Raw genomic sequence first — 23,801 nt, 5'->3', positions numbered from 1 at the left:
TGCTGGATGCTGAACACGTGAAAGTATCCCTACTTCGCGTTGGAAGTATTGCAGATCTTTTTCTTGGTCTACTAGAGAATCTGTTTTTAGATCTAAAATTTTAATAGCGTATTTTTGATTATTTTCAATATTTCTAGCAGAAAAGACTGTACCAAACCCGCCTTCACCAATAATTGTTTCTAACAAATATTTATTAGCAAGAGTTTGACCTAGAAGTTTACTACCTTTACGGCGTTTGGACATGAACACTCCAAAAACTTAAAAAATTTTTCTAGTAGTTGTTGCAGTTTTTTGCTTTAGATCTTAACATTTATCTGTCCCCGAAAAATAGTCTAACAACAAAAAACTATCTATAACTAATTAATTAAACCATAGTTATAAATAACAAACCATTAACCAAAAGTGCTGTTGTCTTCTTTTTAGGTGAAAGGGGGATTATGCGATCTAAAAGATCTTTATCTACCTATTTGTCCAGTGTTGTTCTGTTTTTTATTATAGTATTTATATGTAATATTAAAGCTGCTGCCCAACAAAATACTTTACTTACTATAGGTCAAGTGTTAACCATTCCTATTTCTTGCGTAAAGGAAAATTCCTTACCTATTCATTCTTATGAATTTGAGTTTTCTAAAGGTGAATATATAGAAATACTTTGTCAGCAACAAGGTAGCGATACCCGAATGAGCATAATTAGCCCTGAAGGAAAGAAGATTGCTATTGTTGATAGTTATAGTGGTGCTTATGGGCCAGAACTTTGGCGGGGAATAGCTGCTAACACAGGCAAATATAAGGTGTTAGTAGAAGTTCTTTCATCTCGTGGAGGAGATGCTAGTTATAAGATTTCTTTGCCTGTTAAACAGTCTCCAAACTTATCAGAGCGTAAACGCGCCCAAGCACAAGAACTTTATAGCCGCGCCTGGATTTTTAAGAATGGTACACAAAGAGATGCTGATGAGGCTTATTTTCTTTATGAACAGGCTACAACTTTGTATAGAGAAGCTGGAGATGGCTTAGGCGAAGCTCAATCTATAGCTAGTGCTGCTGCTTTAGGTATGCCTACTTTAACTAAACGTTTGCAAACAGACTTACACCGTTCAGCACTTGATGTCTATCGACGAATAAAGGAACCCAATGGAGAAGCTATAGCATTACATAACTTAGGTAATATTTACGCAGAAGATATGCGTTCTTCATTAGCAATTAGTTCTTATAAGCAGGCAATGAAATCTTATCAAGCAATTGGAGATTGGCAAGGCGAAGCCATAGCACTTAATAGTTTAGCAATGGTTTATTATCGAGTTAACTTGCCTCTAGATGCACTTGGTTATCTAAAGCAAGCTCTAAAGGTTTGTCAAAAAGGCTGTGATCGCAGTAAAGAAGCTTTGGTAATAAAACATATTGGCGAGCTTTATGAAGGAATGGGAGAAGAAAATCAAGCAGCAGAATATTATCGCCAGGCTCGTGAGATAGGAAAATAAAGCGAATTTTAAGGAAAAACTTTAGCAGGAAAAGTGATTTTATTGCATCTTTGCTAAATAAGTTGTTGTTAGAAATTACTTAATTTTTTGTGATAATCCAAGATAATGCTTGGTTAAGTTGCGTGTCAATTTTTGAAGCTTATAATTTATTTTATGAGTAGCACAAAAAAAAGTTTACCAGTCCTTTCATTAGAAACAAATACTTTAAAAACAGGTTTTACCAGCCGTAGCGCACCCATCGGGCCAAAACCACCTTGGCTAAAAATACGACTTAGCACAGCAGAAAACTTTCAGTCTGTCCGCCATATGGTAGAAGACTTAAGTTTACATACTGTTTGCCAAGAAGCTAGATGTCCTAATATCTTTGAGTGCTTTAGCAATCGTACTGCTACTTTTATGATTTTAGGGGATATTTGCACTCGTCATTGTGGTTTTTGTGCTGTTACAAAGGTGCACCACGTTTTGTTGATGAAGAAGAACCTAGACATGTAGCAGAAGCTGTAAAAAAACTTGGACTTCAACATGCTGTAATCACTTCAGTTAATCGGGATGATTTATCTGATGGCGGAGCAGGTCATTTTGTTGAAACAATAAATTGGGTAAAAGAACTAAATCCTGATTGTAAAGTAGAAGTGCTAATTCCAGATTTTCAAGGCAATTGGGCGGCATTAGATTTAGTAATGAAAGCTCGTCCTGATGTACTAAATCATAATACTGAAACAGTTTCTAGGCTTTATCGACGAGTAAGACCAGATGCTAATTATCAGCAAACAATGCAGTTAATCCAACAGGCTGGCACCTATCGTAGTAGTGAGTATCCTGTTTTAACTAAATCCGGCATTATGTGTGGTTTAGGGGAAACAATAGAAGAGCTACATACAGCTATGAAAGATTTACGGGCGATGGATTGCGATATTTTAACATTAGGGCAATACTTAAGACCTACTAAAAGCCATTTACCTGTAGAGCGTTTTTATACCCCAGAAGAATTTGCTGAACTAAAGCAAGTAGGCTTAGAGATGGGTTTTCGTTATGTCGAATCTGGCCCGTTAGTACGTAGTTCTTATCATGCACACCAACATCAACCAACAAATTAATTAATAGCTAAAAGAATCTACCTCGATATCTTTTAGCTATTAGTAATAACTTCATTTGTTATCACTTCTTTAACTGCAAATTTAAACTATTAATTATTGACGCAAAGAAAAACCGCGTGCTATCTTCATCAACCGGTTTGGCTTTGTCGGGAAAGGATTTTATGCGGCACGATGTCCAAGACTGGATTGCATTAAACCTTGTAAAAGGATTAGGTTCTCGTACTGCTTACCAAATGTTGCGACACTGGCAAAAACCAGGGGAAATTTTTAGAGCTAGTTATGAGGATTTATCAAGTTTTAAGCTAAAAGAAGAAATTATAGAAACTATTTTATCAGGAGAAACTTTTGCTCAAGCAGAAGCACATTGTCAAAAATTAGAAGCTATAGGTGCTATGGCAATAACTTTAGCAGATGAAAATTATCCATCGCTACTAAAAGAAATTGCTGACCCACCCTTAGTTTTATATGCAAAAGGGAATTTTGAGCTAGCTTTTTCTCAACCAACTATAGGAGTTATCGGTGCAAGACGAGCTTCAACTTATGGACAATATGCGGCAGAAATGTTAGCAGCAGAACTTGCTAGTAAAGGTATAACAATAGTTTCAGGCTTGGCGCGGGGTATAGACACTGCTGCACATCGTGCCGCAATTGAAGCTAAGGGACAAACCTTAGCTATAATGGGAAATGGAGTAGATCAAATTTACCCTAAAGAGAACAAGCAACTTGCCGTAGATGTAGAGTTATCAGGAGGTTTGCTGTCAGAATTACCTTTAGGTTCTCCTCCATTACCACAGAACTTTCCTTTCCGTAATCGTATTATTGCGGGTATGTGTTTTGGGGTTTTGGTGGTTGAAGCAGCAGAAAGATCAGGCTCTTTGATAACTGCACGTTTAGCGATGGAACAAAACCGAGAAGTGTTTGCTGTACCAGGTAATATTACTTCTGCTAACTCGTTTGGCCCAAACTATTTAATTAAAGACGGAGCTAAATTAGTTCAACATTGGCGGGATGTAGTTGAGGAGCTTCCCCTAGGCATAAAAGCTAAAATACTTGAGCAAAAAATAGAAGAAACAAATGTTCAAGCGGAATTATTTACGCCAACACCACTTTCTGAAAATGAACAGAAGCTTTACGATTTGATGAAATTAGACCAAACACGTCATATAGACGAGTTAGCCGCTAGTAGTGGCTTGGCACCGGGGCAACTTTTAAGTACATTGCTAGAACTAGAAATTAAAAACAAGATAAAACAATTACCAGGGAAAAATTTTATTAGATTAGGCTGAAAAATTAACCATTTTCGATTATACAGAGAGATTATGACAAAATTAGTTGTAGTTGAGTCACCTTCAAAAGCAAAAACTATTAATAAATATTTAGGCAAAGATTTTCGTGTAATGGCCTCAATTGGTCATATCAAAGACTTACCAGAAAAAAGCTTGGGAGTTGATGTGTCAAATGGTTTTGAACCTACTTATCAAGTTATCCCTGATTCTAAAAAAAGAAACAACAAAAAAATTGTTACTGACTTAAAATCGGCTGCTAAAGATGCAGAAGCTATCTATTTAGCGGCTGACCCTGATCGGGAAGGCGAGGCAATTTGTCAGCACTTAAAAGAGGAACTAACCACTCGTAACAATAAACCTGTTTATAGGGTGTTGTTTAACGAAATTACTAAAGATGCAATCATTGATGCTGTTAAGCATTCTGGACAAATAAACCCAAATAAAGTTGATGCTCAACAAGCTCGCCGGGTCTTAGATCGTTTGGTGGGCTATCAAGTTAGTCCGCTACTTTGTCGTAAAGTGGGCGGAAAGCTTTCTGCTGGTAGGGTGCAATCTGTAGCTCTTAGACTTGTAACAGAACGTGAACGTGAAATACTTAGCTTTAAGCCAACAGAATATTGGACAATTATTGCTAATCTAACTGCCAAAAAAGCACCTAATTTTGATGCTAAACTTTATAAAGTCTCTGAAAAACAAGTAAAAACAGGTGATTTTGATAAAGTAAAGAAAACAGAAGTTCATATAACTAATCAAGAACAAGCCCAAACAATAGTTGATGAAGCTACAAAGGAAAGTTTTATTGTTTCTGAAGTCACCACAAAAGAAAGAAAACGTAATCCTGTACCTCCTTTTATAACAAGTAAATTACAACAAGAAGCAGCACGTAAGCTGCATTTTCCAGTTAAAAAAACCATGCAAATAGCTCAAAAACTTTATGAAGGTATTGAGCTAGAAAATGGTGAAACAGTTGGTTTAATTACTTATATGCGTACGGACTCCACACGGGTTTCTGATACAGCACTAACAGAGGTACGCAGTTTTATCAATAAGCAATATGGGACAGATTATTTACCTAAAAAAGCTAATGTTTATGGTAATAAAAAAGGTTCTCAAGATGCACACGAAGCTATCCGTCCTACTTCTATCCAACGTACTCCAGATTCTTTAAGTAAAGTTTTATCCAAAGATGATTTGGCCCTTTATAAATTGATTTGGCAAAGATTTGTTGCTTCACAAATGACACCAGCAATTTATGATGAAACTACAGTTGATATTAATGCTGGGCCAAAATATGTTTTTCGCGCTAAAGGTATGGTGCTTAGATTTGATGGGTTTTTGGCTGTTTATGTTGAAGGTAAAGATGAAAAAGATGAAGAGGACGATCAACTAGCCTTACGCTTACCAAAAATGGATCAAGGCGATACACTTAAGCTTAATACAATTACTCCAGAGCAGAACTTTACTAAACCGCCAGCACGCTTTACAGAAGCAACACTAGTAAAAGCTTTAGAAGAAAAGGGAATTGGCCGGCCTTCTACTTATGCACAGATTCTTTCTGTAATTTTAGGTAGGGAATATGTAGAAAAAGTAGAAGGTAAATTTAAGCCTACAGAGCTAGGTTTAGTAGTAAATGATGTATTAGTGCAAAATTTCCAAGAGCTTTTTAATGTTAGCTATACAGCAGCAATGGAACAGCGACTAGATGAAATTGAGGAAGGCAACTTAAATTGGCGTAAAGCTTTAAGTGATTTTTATGGAAAATTTAGTGTTGATTTAGCTGCGGCAGAAAAAAATATTACTAGAGCTAAAGAAGGTGTTATTACTGATGAGGTTTGCACTAAATGTAGTAGCAAAATGTCTCTAAAATTAGGCCGCTTTGGAAGTTATCTTTCTTGTCTTAATCCTGAATGTAAAGCTACTAGGGATGCTGGGGCCAAGTCTGATAAAAGTAGTGAAGAAGGACAAAGCGTTAGTAATGAGCCATGTGAAAAATGTGGCAAAGAAATGGCATTAAAAAAGGACGTTGGGGACAATTTTACGCTTGTACAGGATATCCTGATTGTAAAAACACCCGTAAAATTGCTAGTGGTGCTGTAGAGAAAAAGCCAGATATTCCACTAGATGCACTTTGTCCAAAATGTAGTAAGAATCTTGTATTAAAACAAGGTCGTTATGGTGAATTTACAGCTTGCTCTAACTATCCAGAATGTAAATATATTAAACAAGAAACTACAGGTGTTAATTGTCCTGCTGTTGGATGTAGCGGTGAAATTTTGGTTAGAAAATCCAGAAAAGGACGTATCTTCTACGGCTGTAACCGCTATCCAGAATGTAAAAATGTTTACTGGGATAAACCTTTAAGTAATAGTTGTCCAAAATGTATTGCTACAGTTTTATTTGAGAAAATAACTAAAAAAGAAGGCCAAATAATTTATTGTGCTACTAAAGATTGTGGTTATCGTCAAATAATTAACTCGCCAGAGTCGCTAGCTTCTATCCAAGATGTTAGTGATAAAAAGACAGGTTCACAAATCCAGAAAGCTAGCTAAATAAATAACTTAAAGTAATGTTAAATTCCTACTATTTTTAATTAATAGTAGGAATTTGCTATTTTTGATAATAAGGGTCTAAATAATTTCTACTGCTCCAAGCCTCACGGCATGAAATTCTACTGCTGCCATATTTTTAGAAAATAATTCTTGTTTTTTACCATTTTTTTCAATTAAACAAAAAATCTCTGACACATCGCTTTGCTCAATATAAAATGGCTTACCATCAGGATTTCGATAAATATAAGGCGTTATTTGTGATGTATTAAGTCTTGCTTTTACCATTACCTTAAAATCTTTACATCTGGCCTTAATTTCAAGCTCTGGATAATTTATTCTAACTTTAGCAGATAGAACAGATAATAAAGATAAATCATAGTATAAATTATTATTATGAAGTATTTTAACTACTGTTATTTGAGGTAAGAAAGTTTTTACCTTAACAATAGCAATTTCTACTCCCCAACCTTCAAAGTCATTATCAAAGATTGGTGCAAATACCCAAAATAATTGTTCTATTCGCTCACTTCCCCAAATATGGGTTAGCACAGCACTAGCATTATTAAGTAAATATTCTTGATTTTTGTAAGTTATATTTCCGTTTACTTTAGCAAAAGGTGAACAAGCTACACTATGAGCTTTAACAAAATATTTAAGAAAAGAGTTTTTAATTAAATTTGGGGCATAATCAAAAGCTTCAAATTGATGTTGATAAAATAACTGCCAAGACAGGCTAAATTTATCACTAGCAATATTACCAGTAAGTTTATCTAAGCTTAGAGTTGCACTAGGATGTTGATAATGATCGCCTGACATAGAAATAGTATCAATAGAGAAACTCTTAGCTAAATAAGTATGGTTACTAGCGTTTTTAGTATCAAAAAATGAACCCCAAAGCACAAATTTTGGTTGAAGATTTAAGCTAGGATCAGGAAAAAAAGTAGTGTAACGTAACCAAAAAGCTTTTTGATTTACTGGATCAATGACAATGCTAAACCAGATTTCATAGCCAGGTTTTGGATAATTGGTTAAAAGTTGTATCTTAAATAAATCAGCACGACTCAAGTTCATATAAAAACAAACCTTATAAGTAAAGTAAGCTAGTTGATTAAGATAAATTTACTAAGAGCAAAGTTTTATTTTGTACGTAACAAAGCCCTAGCAATATGTCGGTATCTTTTCGTCGTTTACTTGACACTATATCGTAGCTTGTGCTAGGTTGCACTCTTTTATCTCACCTTAATTTTTATCATATGTTAGTGGAGGACGCTTTGAGCAATAAGAGAAATTTTTTGTTTACTTCTGAATCAGTTACTGAGGGGCATCCAGATAAGATTGCCGACCAAATTTCTGATGCCGTGTTAGATGAGGTTTTACGCAATGATCCAAAGGGACGGGTTGCTTGTGAAACCCTATTAGCTACAGGTTTAATTTTAGTGGCAGGTGAAATTACCACCAATGCCCAAATTGATTATGTTAAAGTTGCTCGTGATACCGTAGAAAAAGTTGGCTATACTCGTGCCAAGTATGGTTTTGATGCTCATACTTGTTCGGTTATTACTGCAATGAATCGTCAATCTCCTGATATTGCTCAAGGTGTAGACACAGGCGGCGCAGGTGATCAAGGTTTAATGTTTGGCTTTGCTTGTAATGAAACTCCAGAATTGATGCCATTGCCAATTATGTTAGCGCATCGTTTAACTAGAAGACTCTCAACTGTACGTAAAGAAGGTTTATTGGCTTATTTACGGCCTGATGGAAAATCTCAAGTAACAATACAATATCAGAATGGTAAGCCTGTCAGAGTAGATGCAGTAGTAGTTTCTACTCAGCATAGTGACTCAGTATCAAATGAAACCCTACGCACAGATATTACTGAGCATGTAATTAAGCCAGTAATTCACGAAGTTTCCCCAGAAATGATGGATAGTGCTACCAAATTATTAATTAATCCAACAGGACGTTTTGTAATAGGCGGCCCACAAGGTGACACAGGTTTAACAGGACGTAAGATTATTGTTGATACTTATGGTGGTTATGCTCCTCACGGAGGCGGTGCTTTTTCTGGTAAAGATCCAACAAAAGTAGACCGTTCAGCAACATATATGGCTCGTTATATTGCTAAAAATATCGTTTCAGCAGGACTAGCTGAAAAATGCCAAGTTCAATTGGCTTATGCAATAGGTGTTGCTGAACCTGTTTCAGTTTATGTTGAGACTTTTGGCACTGCAAAAGTAGATGAAGATTTGTTACCTGAATTAGTACGTTCCCACTTCCAACTTACTCCCAAAGGTATTATTGAGTCGTTAAATTTACAACGTCCAATTTATTGCCAGACTGCTGCTTATGGTCATTTTGGACGTACTGAACCAGAATTTTCCTGGGAACAAACTGACAAAGCCGAAAGCTTACGTAAAGATGCAAAAGTATAGATTAACTAAGAATAACTAAGGAGAAGTTTTTAATGACTAGTTCCACAGTCCCAAATTGTGATGTAGCCGATCTAAATTTAGCCCCTCAAGGCAAGACCCGTATTGAATGGGCTGCTAGAGAGATGCCTGTATTAGATTTAATTATGAAAAGATTTGCTGAAGAACGTCCGCTAGATGGTATTCGGCTAGTTGCTTGTTCTCATGTAACAACAGAAACAGCAAATTTAGCACGCGCTCTAAAAGCTGGTGGTGCAGATGCAGTGTTAATTGCTTCCAATCCTCTTTCAACTCAAGATGATGTTGCAGCCGCGCTAGTTGTTGAATATGGAATTCCTGTTTTTGCTCGCAAAGGTGAAGATGTAGAAACCTATCTGCGACACGTCAATATTGCACTAGATCATCAACCACAAATTATTATTGATGATGGTTGTGATGTTGTTGCTACATTAGTTAAAGAACGTAAAGATCAAGTGTCAAATATTATTGGTACTACTGAAGAAACCACTACAGGACTTCAACGCTTACGCGCGATGATTAAAAGCGGTGTAGTTAATTTTCCTGTTATTGGTGTTAATGATGCTCAAACCAAACATTTCTTTGATAACCGTTATGGTACAGGTCAATCAACTTTAGATGGTGTTGTACGTGCTACTAACATTTTGTTAGCTGGAAAAGTTATAGTAGTAGTTGGTTATGGTTGGTGTGGTAAAGGTGTAGCAATGCGTGCGCGTGGTATGGGTGCTAATGTGATTGTTACAGAAATTGACCCAATCAAAGCTGTAGAAGCGGTTATGGATGGTTTCCGTGTAATGCCTATTATGGAAGCTGCTCCTGTAGGAGATATTTTTATCACTGTAACAGGAAATCGCCATGTAATTGATACAGCACATTTTGCTAAGATGAAAGATGGCGCAATGGTCTGTAATTCTGGACACTTTGACCTAGAACTTAATTTAGTTGGGTTAGGTGAAATTTCTAAAGATCGTCGTCCATTACGTAATTTTGTTGAAGAATATACATTAAAGAGCAATGGACATCGCGTTATTGTTTTAGGCGAAGGCAGATTAATCAACCTGGCTGCTGCTGAAGGACATCCAGCATCAGTAATGGATATGAGTTTTGCTAATCAAGCTCTTTCTGTTGAGTATTTAATTAAAAATAAAGGCTCACTACCAGCAGGACTTCATAACTTGCCTAAAGAAGTAGATTTAGAAATTGCTAGCTTAAAACTAGATGCTATTGGAGTAAAACTAGATACTTTAACCCCAGAAATGGTTGAATATATTAATAGTTGGGAACACGGCACTTAATTTTAAGCCTTGGAAATTTTAAGTTAACTATATAGCAGGAAAAAGTTATATTTTTCCTGCTATATTTGTTTTTATAGGTCTGAAAAACGCAAATTACTATCACCTACAATATGAAAAGAGCCTCCAACCCTTGGATCTAGTGGAGCAAAACTAGCTAGTTTTCCAAGTCTTGCTGTTCCTTCTTTATCTAACTGGCGTTCCAACATACGGTTAATAAAGTCTTTAGTGTCGGTTCTTGCTTCTTCTAAAGTTCGATAATTTCCATCTGCCTTAGGTTTCATCCAAGTAGCAAGAAAAACTCGGAAAAACCTATCAGAAAATAGCCCAACAGTAATTGTTCTATATCCTAAGTAAGCTCGCTTAGGTGTGCTATTTGTTATTCCTAAAGCACTAGCAAAGCTTAATTCATCTACATTATCTTTAATGGTTTGACAACCTGTAACAATTACTAGGTTAGGAGAGCGTTTTTTTATTTTATAGCTTTCTGCTATATCTGTTACTGTGACAACTTCGCCACTAGCTACAACCCATTTATTAGGATTAGCATGTAGGCTTAAATAAACAACATTGCTGGTAAAAAATTTATCTAAAAAAGCCTGTTTTCCTGATGAAGTATCTATGGTTAGGTTATGATCCTTAAAAATGCCGTTTTGAAAGACTCCTTGATAATCGACATCATCCAAAATACTGACGGCATCTTTACCTTTTGCCATATAAACATTAAGTCTTTTAACATTTATGGCAGAGGAGGTAATTACTAACAAAATGAGTAAAAAGACGCTAATAATTAAATTTTTCATAATTACACCTCCAAAAAGTTTGCTTGTTTATGTCAAACGCAATAAATGTTCCAAGCTACTAACTACTTTTTGAAGGAAAAAGGCAATTAAGTTAATCCCCCTAAGTTGTTCTAAAATTTGCTACTAGCTCTTTTAATGATTCTATTCTACCTTCTTTAATTTGTATTCTTGGAGCTTGTTCTGCAAGGTTGGCTAGCTCAATACAAGCTAAATGGTAATGTTCAATAAAATCAAAATTTTTATCATTAGTCATTATTGAATGAAAGCGTGGATTCATATGACAAAATTCATAAACTAACTTTTCTGCGTAATCACCAATATAGTTTTTAACTGTTTCTCTATCAATATTTAAGGGACTCCTAAACGATTGTGTGCCGTAGATTGAGTGAAAAAGACCAGCTAAACAAATATTTTCTTCCAAACCTTGTTCTTTCAGCATTTTATAAATGTTAAAACAGTGGTTAAAGAAAGTATCTTTACTATGTTTTACATTTATGGTTAATTCTTGGAAAAAGTTTATAGCTTTTTCAGCTTGTGGCATATCTCTGTAGGTTTTTAAGGCTAAAACAACTCTTGGTTCTCTACAAATTCTTGATATACCTCTACCAACATGTTTTAATTTGCCGTTAAACTGCAAAAGTCTTCCATATTTTGGGAGTGTTGCATAAAGAACATCCATTTTATTATCAAAAATAACTGTTTCACCTGCCCAATCAGGGTGCCAATCAGGAGTTAAATAAAGTAGCGAGGTTTCTTGCATTTTATCTTTTAATTTAATTAATTCATTAGCTCTAGGGTCATCAATATGTATATAACCTTCTGTCCCTAATGTATATAAATTAAAATATGCTCTTACTAATTGCCTTTTGCCTGTGCGGATAGATATATTCTTCCAAACATCGTAAACAATTTGGTTTTCTTTAAATGTATCTGTTAATGAAAGGTCAATATCTTCTTCAACTTCACTTTTCTTGGTTGAAACTATAATGTGGTTGAAGTGGCCTTGATCATACTTTTTACTAGAGTTTGATTTCCAACCAAAACTATATTTAGCTTTTTTTGCATAGTTTGCTAGCGTGTCTAATTTCTCTTGATCTATTAAATCATCATAAACTTGAATGCTCATTAGAATTTGGATTTTCCTGACTGGTAAGAATTAATTAAATGCCACCTAAAATACCCAAAAGTTCTACTTTAATTCAAGGGAAATTAGAAGTAATTTTAAGTGTTGAAAGGATGCTAAATGTTTAGATTACTAGTTTTTGTGTTAGTTTTTCTACTTATTAGCTGTAATAGTAGCCAAAATTTTAAGCTGGAAAATCAAACATTAACAATTGCTGCTGCTGCTAATTTAGAAGCAGTGTTAAGAGAAATAGGAAAAGATTTTCAAGCTGAAACCAAGCTAAAACCTACTTTTAGTTTTGGTGCTACTGGAAATTTAGCTAAACAAATTGAAAACGGCGCACCTTTTGATTTATTTATGGCAGCAGATGTTAAAACAATAGATTTATTAATTGCAAAAGACCATGTAATTAATTCTAGTAAAAGATTTATGCACAAGGAAGATTAGTTTTGTATTACACTAATAGTATTACGGTTAATGACTTACTGGATTTAACTAAATCTGACTTTAAGCAAATAGCTATTGCTAGCCCAGAACTTGCACCTTATGGTTTAGCTGCAAAACAAGCTTTGCAAAACATAGGAATTTGGTCAAACATAGAGAAAAAAATTGTTTATGCAGAAAATGTTAATATGGCTTTGCAATATGCTAAAACAGGTAATGTTCAAGCTGCTTTTGTTGCACGTTCTTTGGTTGATGATAAAGATAAATACTTAATAGTAGATGAGAGCTTGCATTTTCCTTTAGATCAAGCATTGGCTGTTGTAACACGTAGTAAAAACAAAGAATTAGCAAAAAAATTCATTTTATTTTTAACTACTCAAAATCCAAAGCTCTGTTAGAAAAATTTGGCTATTCTATAGTAGAGCAGTAAAATTTCTAGTATTTTATTCTAGGTAAAAAAGTTAAGCTAAAAAATGTCAAAAAATATCAACAATCAGATTCAACTAAAACAAGTAGAAGTACATTCAATTAATGATAATGAATCTCGTGTTGAAGTAGAGCTTTGCTTAAATGAACGTAGCGAATTGGTGGAAAAAACAACTGCTACAGATCTTTCATCCCAGCTAATGACCATAGGGTTAGCTACTTTAGAATGTATTAAACTTCTGCTTTCCAGACCTTTAGAATGTCAAATAAACTATGTTAAACAAATATCAGGTAAGCAAAATACTCGTGATAGCATAGAAACCTTGGTTCGAGTAAGAGAAAACGGAAAAGAAATCTTACTTAATGGTAGTAGTTTAATCACAGATTCTATCTATAAGGCTACAGTTTTATCACTATTAAATGCTTTAGCTCGTTTGCTAGAAAAGATGACAGAATTACAACAACAACGTGAGCGTGTTGGCCGCACAGGTGCTTTAGTTATCCCAAATTTAATTAATGTGGGAACTGTAAGTATTAATGATGCCAATGAAAACACGCTATCTAACTCTAAAAATGTAAATGACTTATCTATGGATGAAGAATCCACAACAGATAAATTAGCTAATGTTATTCAAGCAAAAGAGCTTTTTATCCAAGCAGAAGCCTTAATTAGAAAAGGAAATTATACAGTTGCAAAACAGACACTAAAAGAAGCTATTAGTTTAGACAACACACAAGCTAACTATCATTGCCAACTAGGAATCTCACTAGCCAATCTTGGAGAAAATGAAGAAGCTGAAAAATTATTACTTAAAGCTACAGAAATAGATCCAAACTCGGCTATTTGTCAAACTGAACTAGGGCTTTTTTATAAGGAAATAGGAAGAATTGATAAAGCACAAATTTTACTTGAAAAGGCTGTTGAACTAGGTGCAGATGCTCGCGCTAAACGTGCTTTGGCTACAGTTAAAGAATTAATTTGTGTCTTTGATCCAGAAAAAGAAAAATTCCTTCAAGAAAAACAAGAACTTAAGACTATTACAGGTTCACTAAAAACTAAAAATAATCAAGATCCTAGTTTATTTTCAAAGGCAATTAACACAAAAACAATAGCTATTTTTTTTACTGCTATTTTAGTTCTTATTAGTGCAAGTATTGGAATAGTATATCTATATAATTACTTAGTTATTACTACAAGAAATCAAATTTCTGATGCTGATTTAGAAAATCCTAGATATAAAGCAATCAAAATTGTTAGTGATTTTCCATCTACTAAAAAAGGTTTAAGTGTTGGTGAACAAATAGAACAATATATAAAAGAGCAAAATATTAAGGAATATACCTGGGTAGCTGCACCAGATAAAACAGGACAATATATTGTAGTCGTAACTTTTAATAAAAATGGAAAAGAAGAAACGGCTATTTGGACAGTAGATTTAACTAAGAAAATTTGTAAAGCTGAAAGTGGGCTTGCAAAGCAATTTTCTGGTAGCTAAAAAGCAAAATAAACGGCTAACAAAATTGATAAATGGGCAAACAAGGAATAAAATCTACATATCAGGTATATATTTACTTAATCGAATGTCTAAGTAAATATCTATAGGTATTTGCAAATTAAACTTTAACCTTTTTAGCCTTAGCTAAAAGGCTAGAGGATTACTAATAATCTTTCCAACACTTATGGGTTAGCGTTATCCTATAAGACTTTTTCCTTATTAACTTAAGGAGAAAAGGAGGTGGTTATGAGATCCTCTAATTTAATAACGCGATCGCTTGTTTGTTTAGCGGTATTTATTTTGTTAATTACCACTATTGTTTTTCAACCAGTCCAGTCTAATTCTTTACCTCAAGAAAACCAAACAATAAACAGCCCTCTAGTATCAGACAATCCTAGAACGGGCAAGATTATTCCTAAAGTAGAAAATGAGAAAAAAGAATATGTTCTTGGTATGCCAATTTGGGATAATGGCGATTTTGATGGAATTGATGGATTAGTTTCAGAAGTAAATTCTTCTTATGGAGAATCACGCACAGCAGACGATTTTATCCTAAACAATACTGCAAAAATAAATTTTATCACAGTGCAAATGTACTCTAGTCTAAACCCACATCAAGCACAGCTAGAAATCTATAATGATATGGGTATGGATGCTCTAGGTCGTCCTATTAATGATTCACCTATAGCAACTTATCTTTCTACTAGCTTTACTCAAGTAGGAAGTGGTTATGGCTACCCAATAGTTGAATTTACTTTTGATACCCCAGGTTTAACTTTGCCAGCAGGTAAATATTGGGTTTGTCCAATGGGATTAGGTGCTATTGTTAGTTCCAAAAGAGCATTTTTTGCTACTACTGGTGATGGTAATATCCAACTAGAACCTGGTTATTTCAAATCACCTTTCCATAGCTATCCTAATTGGGGTATTCATCACACTGTAGTTTCGGACTTTGCTTTTAAGGTTTATGCTAGTAATACTGGTGTAGATCATTTAAGTGTTTATGCTGCTGATACCAAAAATAACCGAATCCAACGCTCTACAGATGATGGAGCAACTTGGCATATGATTGGTTATGGCCCTGGGTTAACAGCAGGTAAATTTAATGCTCCTCGTGGAGTTACTGCTAACTCTAATGACATGATTATTTTTGTTGCTGATACGATGAATAATCGAATCCAACGTTCTACTAATGGTGGAGTAAGTTGGCAAATAATTGCCCCTGCTGGAACAATAACTGGAAAAGTAAATCAACCTTATGGCCTAGCTTATGATGAAAATATGGATAGGCTCTATGTTGCAGATACGCTTAATAACCGTATCCAAGTAGCAATGGGAGCAGCTACAGCAACACCTGTATTTAATATTTTTGAAGGTGCAACAGCAGGTACTGCTATAGGTAAGTTTAATCAACCTGTTAGCGTTGCCGTTAGTGCAGATTCTAATAGTATTTACGTTAGTGATACTAGTAATAACCGTATCCAAGTTTACAATATTGCAGAAGGTACTTGGTCAATTTTTGCAGGTGCAACGGCTGGTACTGCGGTTGGTAAAGTAAATCAACCTCATGGAATCTATGTAGATAATATAGGAAGAGTTTATGTAGCAGACCATGCTAACAATCGGATTCAAATGATAAGCACAATGCCAGAAAAATTCTTAAATGGAAATAGCGGATGGACAGTATTTATGGGGCCAGGTACAGCAATTGGTACAGTTAACAAACCTTGTGGTGTTGTATATTCTGCTTCTGGTAATGTTTTTGTTGGAGATACTTTTAATAATCGAGTTCAAAAGAAGAACTTAGAGACAGATGTAGTTACTATTGTTGGAGGCCCTGGGCTACCTATGGGCTATTTCTATCAACCAACTGGTATACGTTAACTTTATTGCTAGTAATTAATTTGTAGTTTCTAAAAGTGGAGGAAGTCGTCTTCCTCCACTTTTAACAATTAGTACCAAGTTTAGGTCTTGGTAACTTGCTAGAAAAATTTTTCTTTCTTAAAATCCTGCTTATTAATTTTCTATAACAAATCAATTACATATTTTTAGGAGGACATTCATGGTTGCTAGCGCAGAGACTTTTCAATTTCAGGCAGAGACAAAACAGCTTCTTGACCTGGTGATCAACTCACTTTATACGCACAAGGAGATATTTCTGCGGGAGTTGATCTCTAACGCTTCAGATGCCATAGATAAATTGCGTTTTGAAGCATTAACCAAGCCTGAATTATTAGAAGATGGTAGCCAATTTGAAATTCGACTTGAGTCAGATAAACAAAATCGTACCTTAACTATTTCTGATAATGGTATAGGGATGAGTCGGGACGAGGTAATTGCTAATATTGGTACAATTGCTAGGTCTGGGACTAAGGAATTTCGGGAAAAATTAAAAAATGCTAGCTCAGATAATGGGCTTGCAGAATTAATTGGGCAATTTGGGGTTGGTTTTTATTCTGCTTTTATGGCAGCAGATAAAGTTACTTTAGTCACTCGCCGGGCAGGAGAAAAAGAAGCTACTCTTTGGGAGTCTGTAGGCGATGGTCAATATACTCTAACAACAGCAGAACGTAGCAAACGTGGAACTAGCATCACCCTTCATCTTAAAGCTGTAGACAGCGAAGCAGGAATTGAAGATTACACTGACACTTGGACACTTTCCAACATTGTAAAACGATACTCAGACTTTGTTGCTTATCCAATCGTTACTAGAGAAGAACGCGAAGAAGTAGAACGAGATGAAGACGGCAATCCCAAAAAAGATGGTAAAAAAGAAACTGTAATTGAGGATAAAACCCTTAATTCAATGAAGCCAATTTGGACACGTCCACAATCAGAAGTAACAGAAAGCGAATATGCAGAGTTTTATAAACATATTTCTCATGATTGGCAAGAACCTCTAAAAAATATTTCTCTACGTGCTGAAGGTAGAATTGAGTATCAAGCCTTGTTATTTATTCCATCTAAAGCACCTTTTGACTTGTATTATCACGGTTCAGAATGGGGGCTTAGACTTTATGCTAAGCGTATTCTAATTATGGAGAAATGCGAAGAACTAATCCCAAGATATCTAAGATTTATCAAGGGAATTGTAGATTCTGCTGATCTACCACTAAATATTTCCCGTCAAACCTTGCAGCAAGACCGCCATATTACCCAAATTCGTAAATGGTTGGCTAAAAAAGTTTTAGATACCCTTAAAGAAATGCAGGAAAAAGATGAGGAAAAATATCTACAAATTTGGAAGGAATTTGGCTCTTCCATCAAAGAAGGTATTAGCAGCGACTTTGAAAATAAAGACAAAGTTGTTTCTCTAGTGCTTTTTGAGTCTTCAAATGACAAAGACAAACTTACTTCCTTAAAAGATTATGTTTCACGTATGAAAGAAGACCAAAAGGAAATTTTCTATTTAACTGGGGAGTCTCGAACTGTAGTAGAAAATTCACCACACCTTGAAGCTTTTCGTGAAAAAGGCTATGAAGTGCTTTATCTAGTTGATACTGTTGATGAACTGGTTGCTGATTCACTACATGAGTTTGAAGGTAAAGCATTAAAATCTATTGGTAAAGGTACTATAGAACTTGGTAGCGAGGAAGAAAAGCAAAAAGCTAAACAAGAGATAGAAGAAAAGCAAAAGCAAAGTGCTAACTTGCTAGAATTTATCCAAAAGAAACTTGGTGAAGATATTAAAGAAGTTCGTCTGTCCAATCGTTTGACCTCTTCACCAGTTTGTTTAGTTGGTGCTGAACAAGACTATAGCCCACAACTTGAACGGTTGTTGCGCCAAGCTAAAAATATGCCTAAACAAAAGCGGATTATGGAATTAAACCCTAAACACGATATCTTTAATAAAATGCAAGAAAGATATGAAAAAGACAAAGAAGACCCACTTCTTGGGGATTATTCAGAGCTATTACTAGGTTACGCACTTTTAGCAGAAGGTTCAGAACTTCCCAACCCATCACGCTTTAATCAATTAGTTGTTAGTCTAATGACAAAAAACCTGTAAAAGTAAAAAAAATAGCCAATAGTTTTTATACTATTGGCTATTAGATAAATGCTCTTAGGATATTTGCGAAATATAACGGAAAAATTAGAAGGATTTTTACTCACTCATAACAAAATACATAACAATACATTAAACTTTAACGTCTATCTTTATTACGATAGATAATATAACCAACCCCAGCACCGGCACCAGCACCAATTAAAGCACCTTTTTTACCACCAATTACCGCACCGCCTACTGCCCCGATAGCAGACCCAACAATTAAATGTTTTGTTCTACTAGGTCGGTTTTCCCGATAATCTCTATCATCATAGTCATAATCTCGGTAATCTCTGTTGTCATAGCGTCGGTTATCACGACTATTTCGGTCATTTCTATAATCTCTATCACGATCTCGATAATCATCATTATTGTAATAATTAGTAACTGTGTTTGGTTGGCAACGGGCTTGTCTACGTCGAGTTTGGGCAAATGTGTCTGTAGATAAAACTAGTAGCATAAATAAAGCTATAAGACTGGTAACAAATTGGTGTTTAGTAATTGATTTCATTGTACTTACTCCTTTGGGTTGGATGTTATTGGTAATAGCATTTGGCGTGCCAAAGATAAATTAAATTTTGGACAAAGTTTTTTTTCTTGTTACTTGTTTAGCTGTAACAGCTTATTTTTCTTATGGTTGCTAAAGGCAAGACAAGATCAGCCAAACTTTCAACCTAGATAGTATGAAAGCTAAACGATATGGTGTAGAAGTTTTGCTAGCTTGCTTGTGAAAGACAACTTTCCGATTTAGAATTGCCAGGTTAAACAAATACAAATCATAAAAAGAAAATTTTGGAGGCTAATTTTAATGTCAACAGTTAAAGCGGACGTTTGGAAAGAACTAAACTGGCGAGGATTAATCTATCAATCAACAGAGCGCGAATTAGGCGAAATGATGAATAAAGAGCAATTTACTTGCTATTGTGGATTTGACCCTACAGGAGATTCTTTGCATGCTGGAAATCTTGTTCCGCTTTTAGGACTAGCTAGAATGCAACGCGCTGGACATCGTCCAATTGCCGTTGCTGGTGGCGCAACGGGTTTGGTTGGCGACCCTAGCGGCAAAAGCGACGAACGAAATTTACTTTCACGAGAAATTTTAGCTTCTAATGTTGCTGCTATTCGTAAACAACTAGAACATTTTCTTGATTTTACTCCTGGCAACTATTCAGCTAGACTTGTTGATAACGCCGAATGGCTAGACGGCTTTAATCTCCTAGATTTTTTACGTGATGTTGGTAAACACTTTACTATCAATGAAATGATGTCTAAAGATTCTGTGCGTAATAGAATGGAACAAGGCATTTCTTATACAGAATTTTCCTATATGTTGCTTCAAGGCTATGATTTTCTACATTTATTTAGAAAATATAATTGTAGCCTGCAAATAGGAGGAAGTGATCAATGGGGTAATATACTAGCAGGAATGGAACTAGTCCGACGAGTTGAGCATAAGAGTGCTTACGGACTTACATTTCCTTTAATTACTAATGCTGATGGTCAAAAATTCGGTAAAACTGCTAGTGGGACAAGATGTTGGTTAGATCCAAATAGAACTAGTCCTTATAAATTTTATCAATTTTTTATCCAAGTTGATGATCGTGACGTGATTAAATTTTTACGCTATTTTACTTTCTTAACCGAAGAAGAAATTAATGATTTAGCTACAAAACTAGCAGAACAGCCAGAAAAGCGTGAGGCACAAAAGGCTTTAGCAAGTGCTTTAACAGAGTTAGTGCATAGCAAAACGGAACTTGAACGCGCCGAAGCTGCTTCACAAGCTCTATTTGGTGGAGATTTAGCTAGTTTAGACAAACGAACTTTATTAGAAGTATTTGAAGAAGCCCCATCAACAGAACTTCCCAAAGAATACTTTACAACAGGCCGGCTCCTTGTAGATGCTTTGGTAGATGCAAAAATAGAGTCATCCAAGGCCGCAGCACGTCAAAGCATTCAAGGTGGAGGAATTTACTTAAATAATACTCGAATTACCAATGTTAAAGAGCAGTTATCAGAAAATAGCTTAATGCATGGAGCATATCTAGTAGTGCGACGAGGAAAGCGAAATTATTATCTAATTAAGGTAAAAGAATAGTATTTACTGAGCCTTTTTTACTAATGTAAGCTTGCCTCCATGCTGTAATTTATAAGTATCTCCGCACCAAATAACCTTGTTGCTAAGAAAACTTGTTACCCAGATGATAAAACTTAAAATATCTCTAATGGGTAACAAGTAGAAGTATTTTCTTAAAATGTCATCTTGATATTTTCTAATGCCAATATACCAAGCAGCTAAAAATCTAGCTAGCAGAGCAAATATTACTGCAACCCAAGTTAACAAAGATAATGGAGCAACTAGTATTAACAAGATTGAAAGCATTGTTGAAAAAGTGAATAGCAACCCAATATAACCTAAAGGGCGGCGGAATTTAGTGCTACGCGCCCAGCGTAGTTGGTGTAAAAACATATCCCAAAACTTGTAGTCAGGAATATTTATTTTGACTAAGTAAGGTGAAAGATAAACTTGATAACCAAGGCTTGCTGTTAAATTACCTAGTAAAAAGTCATCGCCTAAACGGTTAGCAATAGCTTCAAATCCTCCAAATTCTGTTAAAACAGATTTTCTAGTAGCTATAGAAGGGCCAAAGGCAAATTTAACCCCATCAAGCTGACGGGCCGTTAGCACTCCTAAAGCAAATTCTCCCATCAATGCAATTGCTTCCATTAATGCAGAAAAATTATTAGCGTGAGTTGCTGAATATAAAGAAGTTACCAAACCAATTCGTTCGTCTGATAATGGAAAAATTATTGTTCTTAGGTAATCTGGATTAGCATAAACATCGCTATCACTAATTACTAACGTGTCATAAGTAGCAACCAACAATATATTAGCTAAATTGCTGACTTTAGCACTAGTTCCAATGCGGCGACTATTAATTACTAGTTTAATATCTTTGTTAGGAAACTCTATTTGTAATTTTTTAACAAGCTCTATTGCAGGATCTTTTTCATCTAAAACACCAAAAATAATTTCATACTGAAAGTAATCTTGTTGGCAAAAGCTAGCCAAACATTGGTAAGTTTGGTTATCTCCTCCCCGCAAAGGTTTTAGTACGCTTATAGGTGGAGTAAATTCTAAGGTAGGCTTAGTAGTTTTTTGAAAGAATAACCATCCACAATAAAGACTTAGTAAATGGTAAATTCCAGATGCTATTACTAATAAAAATAGTAGCCAAAATAAAATAAATAAAACTAGATTCATGGCTTTACTATTATCTTAGTAAAGTAGTAATAATCAAGGTATTATTGCTAGTAAAAGTAACTTTTGAGCAACAATTAATTGCTCAAGAGTTAAAATAAAAATAGCCTAGTGACTTCTCACTAGGCTACAATTACTTAATTTATCTACAACTTATTTAGCTATTAAGGAAACATCATCTACTCGAAACTTGGTTGGATTTTTAGAGTCATTTTCAACCACAAATACTAGAGCAATATCACGGCCAGCATATTTTGAAAGGTCTGCTGTTGTTTCTATATAGTTACTGCTACTATCGGCATTAGTATAAAATGCTAGCACTTCTACGTATTCTTCTAGGTCATAGTCATAGATTGCTACAATAAATTCGTCTTTTTCAGCAGAAGTTTTTTCTTTTGTAGAGATATTTACCCAAAAACTTAACTCAGCTTCGGAAGCACTGCTTGGGATTAAAAGATTTTGGTACATTATGCCAGAAGCTTTATTTTCAATTCCTAGTAAGGCGTAAGCTTCGCCGCTATGAGGAGTTCCAACATAAACATCACCAATATTGTCAGTAAATACCCAAGGTTCACTACCTGTTTCAAAACCGCTATTGCGGATTAATTCTTGGCTAGTGGCTGTTGTGGCAGGGATGTTAAGAAGTAATGTTGTAGTGTTTGGGCCTGGGTTTGATGTACGAGCAACCGCACTGCTAATAAGGGCTTGTGCAACTTGCTGTGGGGAAGCTGTAGGATTATTTTGTAGGTAAAGAGCCGCAACACCGGCAACGTGTGGGGCTGCCATAGAAGTACCAGAAAGAACTTCTGTTGCAAAATCGCCTGTAAATGCAGTGGAAATAACATTAAGGCCTGGAGCAAATATATCTACAACATCACCAAAATTAGAAAACCCAGTAGCAAAATCGTTTTGGTCTGATGCGCCAACTGTAATAGCTTCACGTACCCTAGAAGGAGAATAATTTATTGCATTATCATTTTCATTTCCTGCAGAAAGGCAATAAGTTACACCTGCTGCAATTGAGCGTCTTACAGCATCATCTGTTGCTTGGCTGGTGCTACCACCTAAACTCATATTTGCTACTGCGGGTTTGATATGATTACGAGTCACCCAATCAATGCCTTCTATTACATCAGCACTTGAGCCTGAACCTTTTTCACAGTTTAGACCTAGTACACGTACTGAATAGATGTTGGCGTTTTTAGCTACTCCATAAGTTGTACTCGCTGCTGTGCCTGCTACGTGAGTTCCATGACCATTGCAATCTATTCCATTTCCTCCTGAAGTATCAAAAACACCTTTGACACGACTGCCAAAGTCGTTATGGGTTGGGCGAATGCCAGTATCAAGTATATAAATATTTACTCCTGTTCCAGAACTGTTATAAGTATAAGTGTTGTTTAATGGTAAATTGGGCTGATCAATGCGATCTAAACCCCAAGGAGGGCTAAATTGTGTGTCAGAAGTAAAAACCATTCCGTCTTCTTCAATATATTTAACTCTAGGATCATTGCTTAAGATTTCAGCTTGTTCTGATCTAAGTTTAAGAGAAAAACCTTTGACTGTGCTTGTGTAGGTGTGAGTTATTTCACCAGAATATTTTTGAGCTATTTCTGTTGCAGTGTCTTCAACTGCTATGTCTTCAAGAAGTTGGATAGATTTGCGGGAATTTGTAGAAGTGTTAGAGGCGTTAAATTTAGCTTTTCTTTCTATAACTTCATCATTTAATACTACTATGTAGCTGTTTTGGATAGGGTTTTTAGCTTTTCTGATTTTGCTACTAAAAGCTTTTGTTGTGGTTGTTGGACTAGAAAATAGACTTAAAAATAATATACTAACCATTGTTAGTAGGAAAAATGCTTTAATAGATTTAACAGAACCTTTATTCATAAAATAATCTCCTTAAAATAATTAATTTTTGGTTTTGCTTTTGTATGGCTTTATGGCAAAACTTATGCCGATGAAATATATAAGATGTAGATTGACGCTTATAACAGCCTGTTTTTATAAGGAGATACAAGGATACTGTTTAAAATTGTTAATACGTAGTTTA

The 23,801-nt window shown here is 35.2% G+C and carries 19 protein-coding genes and 1 pseudogene; 13 read left to right on the top strand and 7 right to left on the bottom strand.

All coding sequences use genetic code 11. The annotated features are described in order from the left end of the window. Nucleotides 1–243: hypothetical protein (locus IPK14_13065; GenBank protein MBK7994306.1), on the bottom strand; the 243-nt coding region annotated here is incomplete at its 3' end. A gap of 194 nt (nt 244–437) precedes the next feature. Here IPK14_13065 and IPK14_13060 point away from each other — a divergent pair. The 5 genes and pseudogenes from IPK14_13060 (at nt 438) to IPK14_13040 (ending at nt 6,410) form a co-directional block, all read left to right on the top strand. Continuing rightward, nucleotides 438–1,478 (top strand): tetratricopeptide repeat protein, encoded by a 1,041-nt coding sequence (locus tag IPK14_13060; protein MBK7994305.1) that lies wholly within the window; start codon nt 438–440, stop codon nt 1,476–1,478. 153 nt (nt 1,479–1,631) lie between these two features. Next, nucleotides 1,632–2,575: pseudogene (lipA, locus tag IPK14_13055) on the top strand (lipoyl synthase). A 161-nt stretch (nt 2,576–2,736) separates the two neighbouring features. Further along, nucleotides 2,737–3,861: a DNA-protecting protein DprA gene (gene dprA / locus IPK14_13050; protein ID MBK7994304.1), complete on the top strand. Its 1,125-nt coding sequence runs from the start codon at nt 2,737–2,739 to the stop codon at nt 3,859–3,861. A gap of 33 nt (nt 3,862–3,894) precedes the next feature. Beyond that, the gene (gene topA / locus IPK14_13045) at nt 3,895–5,958 is read left to right on the top strand and encodes a type I DNA topoisomerase (GenBank protein ID MBK7994303.1); all 2,064 of its coding nucleotides are present in this window, start codon (nt 3,895–3,897) and stop codon (nt 5,956–5,958) included. After that, a complete protein-coding gene (locus tag IPK14_13040) occupies nt 5,853–6,410 on the top strand; it encodes a topoisomerase DNA-binding C4 zinc finger domain-containing protein (GenBank protein MBK7994302.1) in 558 nt (185 codons plus the stop codon). The genes topA and IPK14_13040 overlap by 106 nt, the downstream gene beginning before the upstream one ends. 78 nt (nt 6,411–6,488) lie before the next feature. Here the strand turns inward: IPK14_13040 and IPK14_13035 are convergent, their stop codons facing one another. Continuing rightward, nucleotides 6,489–7,481: a hypothetical protein gene (locus IPK14_13035; GenBank protein ID MBK7994301.1), complete on the bottom strand. Its 993-nt coding sequence runs from the start codon at nt 7,479–7,481 to the stop codon at nt 6,489–6,491. Between the two features lie 182 nt (nt 7,482–7,663). Between IPK14_13035 and IPK14_13030 the strand changes: the two genes are divergently transcribed. After that, on the top strand, nt 7,664–8,842 hold the full coding sequence (locus tag IPK14_13030; protein MBK7994300.1) for a methionine adenosyltransferase: 1,179 nt from the start codon (nt 7,664–7,666) through the stop codon (nt 8,840–8,842). Between the two features lie 32 nt (nt 8,843–8,874). Next, nucleotides 8,875–10,152 carry an adenosylhomocysteinase gene (locus IPK14_13025; GenBank protein ID MBK7994299.1) on the top strand — a complete coding sequence of 426 codons (1,278 nt, stop codon included), beginning with the start codon at nt 8,875–8,877 and terminating at the stop codon, nt 10,150–10,152. A 71-nt stretch (nt 10,153–10,223) separates the two neighbouring features. On the opposite strand, the gene IPK14_13020 is transcribed toward IPK14_13025, so the two are convergent. Together IPK14_13020 and IPK14_13015 are read right to left on the bottom strand one after the other, a co-directional pair. After that, the gene (locus tag IPK14_13020; GenBank protein ID MBK7994298.1) at nt 10,224–10,952 is read right to left on the bottom strand and encodes a hypothetical protein; all 729 of its coding nucleotides are present in this window, start codon (nt 10,950–10,952) and stop codon (nt 10,224–10,226) included. 100 nt (nt 10,953–11,052) lie between these two features. Then, nucleotides 11,053–12,078, bottom strand: a complete 1,026-nt coding sequence (locus IPK14_13015) for a hypothetical protein (protein ID MBK7994297.1) — start codon at nt 12,076–12,078, stop codon at nt 11,053–11,055. Between the two features lie 117 nt (nt 12,079–12,195). Between IPK14_13015 and modA (IPK14_13010) the strand changes: the two genes are divergently transcribed. The 5 genes from modA (IPK14_13010) (at nt 12,196) to htpG (ending at nt 18,450) form a co-directional block, all read left to right on the top strand. Then, nucleotides 12,196–12,522, top strand: coding sequence for a molybdate ABC transporter substrate-binding protein (modA, locus tag IPK14_13010; GenBank protein ID MBK7994296.1), 327 nt, complete (start codon nt 12,196–12,198; stop codon nt 12,520–12,522). Nucleotides 12,523–12,524: 2 nt separating this feature from the next. After that, nucleotides 12,525–12,917, top strand: coding sequence for a molybdate ABC transporter substrate-binding protein (gene modA, locus IPK14_13005; protein ID MBK7994295.1), 393 nt, complete (start codon nt 12,525–12,527; stop codon nt 12,915–12,917). 75 nt (nt 12,918–12,992) lie between these two features. Continuing rightward, nucleotides 12,993–14,441, top strand: coding sequence for a tetratricopeptide repeat protein (locus IPK14_13000; protein MBK7994294.1), 1,449 nt, complete (start codon nt 12,993–12,995; stop codon nt 14,439–14,441). A gap of 246 nt (nt 14,442–14,687) precedes the next feature. Next, complete coding sequence (locus tag IPK14_12995) at nt 14,688–16,325, top strand: NHL repeat-containing protein (protein MBK7994293.1); 1,638 nt, start codon at nt 14,688–14,690, stop codon at nt 16,323–16,325. A 178-nt stretch (nt 16,326–16,503) separates the two neighbouring features. Then, nucleotides 16,504–18,450, top strand: a complete 1,947-nt coding sequence (gene htpG, locus IPK14_12990; GenBank protein MBK7994292.1) for a molecular chaperone HtpG — start codon at nt 16,504–16,506, stop codon at nt 18,448–18,450. Between the two features lie 136 nt (nt 18,451–18,586). Here the strand turns inward: htpG and IPK14_12985 are convergent, their stop codons facing one another. Continuing rightward, nucleotides 18,587–18,949 carry a hypothetical protein gene (locus tag IPK14_12985; protein MBK7994291.1) on the bottom strand — a complete coding sequence of 121 codons (363 nt, stop codon included), beginning with the start codon at nt 18,947–18,949 and terminating at the stop codon, nt 18,587–18,589. A gap of 348 nt (nt 18,950–19,297) precedes the next feature. Between IPK14_12985 and IPK14_12980 the strand changes: the two genes are divergently transcribed. Next, nucleotides 19,298–20,584, top strand: coding sequence for a tyrosine--tRNA ligase (locus IPK14_12980; protein ID MBK7994290.1), 1,287 nt, complete (start codon nt 19,298–19,300; stop codon nt 20,582–20,584). Between the two features lie 3 nt (nt 20,585–20,587). On the opposite strand, the gene hpnI is transcribed toward IPK14_12980, so the two are convergent. Together hpnI and IPK14_12970 are read right to left on the bottom strand one after the other, a co-directional pair. After that, entirely contained in the window at nt 20,588–21,751 is a 1,164-nt protein-coding gene (hpnI, locus tag IPK14_12975; GenBank protein MBK7994289.1) for a bacteriohopanetetrol glucosamine biosynthesis glycosyltransferase HpnI, read from the bottom strand. Nucleotides 21,752–21,901: 150 nt separating this feature from the next. Then, complete coding sequence (locus IPK14_12970) at nt 21,902–23,590, bottom strand: S8 family peptidase (protein ID MBK7994288.1); 1,689 nt, start codon at nt 23,588–23,590, stop codon at nt 21,902–21,904. Nucleotides 23,591–23,801 lie beyond the last annotated feature (211 nt).

Source organism: Blastocatellia bacterium, from assembly GCA_016713405.1.
Lineage (GTDB): Bacteria > Acidobacteriota > Blastocatellia > Chloracidobacteriales > JADJPF01 > JADJPF01.
Note: the sequence above shows the minus strand (reverse complement) of the source record. Positions and strands in the feature narration are given on the sequence as shown.